At 65.6% G+C, this 1,317-nt stretch carries 1 protein-coding gene; it reads left to right on the top strand.

The window, feature by feature from the left end:
• Position 1 precedes the first annotated feature (1 nt).
• A complete protein-coding gene (locus DBR20_RS07915) occupies positions 2-1,012 on the top strand; it encodes a DUF5009 domain-containing protein (RefSeq protein WP_258223250.1) in 1,011 nt (336 codons plus the stop codon).
• Positions 1,013-1,317 lie beyond the last annotated feature (305 nt).

Raw genomic sequence — 1,317 nt, 5'->3', positions numbered from 1 at the left:
CGTGGCGGCGATGCTGCTGGTCAACAACCCCGGTGACTGGAGTGCGGTGTTCGCACCGCTGCGCCATTCCGAATGGCACGGCTGCACACCGACCGACCTGGTGTTCCCGTTCTTCCTGTTCCTGGTGGGTGTGTCGATGGCCTTCAGCGTCGCACCGCGCGCGCTGGATCCGGCCGCACGGCCAGCACTTGCACGTGGCGTGCTGGAACGCGCACTGCGCATCGCAATCGCCGGCGTGCTGCTGCACCTGCTGGTGTGGTGGGCACTGCATACGCATCACTTCCGCATATGGGGTGTGCTGCAGCGCATTGCATTGTGCGCGGCAGTGGTGGGCGTGCTGGCGGTGTATGCGCGCCCGCGCATGCAGGTGGCCGTGCTGGTGGCGTTGCTGGTGGGCTACACCGCGCTGCTGCTGGGCATCGGCGATCTTGCGCCGTGGACCAACCCGGGGAGCCGTCTCGATACCACCTTGTTCGCGCCATGGATCTACCAATGGCAGGCCGATACCGGTCTGGGCCATGACCCGGAAGGATTGCTGAGCAGTCTCGGCGCGTTGGCCAGCACCGTGCTGGGCCTGCTGGCCGGCGGCCTGCTGCGCAGTGGCCGCGCCGGTGCATTGGCTGCGCTGGGTGCGATCACCGCCGTGCTCGGCCTGCTGCTGGCGACGGTGCTGCCGCTCAACAAGCAGCTGTGGACGCCCAGCTACGTGCTGTGGACCGGGGGCCTTGCCGCGCTGGCGTTGTGGCTGGGGCACGTGCTGATCGACCGCAAGGGGTGGCCGGCGCTGGGCCGGCGCTTCGGCGTCAATGCGATCACCGCCTATCTGGGGGCTTCGGTGATGTCGGTGATCCTGCTGGCAACCGGCGTCTGGGGATGGGTCTGGCAGCAACTGGCTGCGGCGATGCCACAGGCGCTGGAGCTGGCCTCGATGCTGCAGGCGTTGGTGTTCGTCGCGCTGTGGTGGGGCGTGGCGTGGTGGCTGGACCGACGTCGCATTTATCTGAAGATCTGAGTGCGGGCAAAGGTCGTAGCGAACGGCCCATCCACGCATGGCGTGGATCTACTTGGCTGGTGGCTTGCGGCGTCATCCACGCATGGCGTGGATCTACTGGGCCAGGATTGCAGTAGATCCACGCCATGCGTGGATGCTCTTGGCAGGCCAGTGAAGGTGAACGCATTCATCGACATGCGGATCGCGTGAGCCCTTCCCGGTTTCACATCGAAAACGTGACCGCGTGCCTGCAATTTCACCTATCGAAACCATTCATGGCAGGGCAGACTGCGTCAGCAGCGCCGTACATAGCATCAGCAGTTCCT

This window comes from Stenotrophomonas sp. HMWF023, from assembly GCF_003060985.1.
Taxonomy (GTDB): Bacteria; Pseudomonadota; Gammaproteobacteria; order Xanthomonadales; family Xanthomonadaceae; genus Stenotrophomonas; species Stenotrophomonas lactitubi.
The sequence above is the reverse complement of the archived record's forward strand: the minus strand, read 5'-3'. Positions and strand labels throughout refer to the sequence as shown.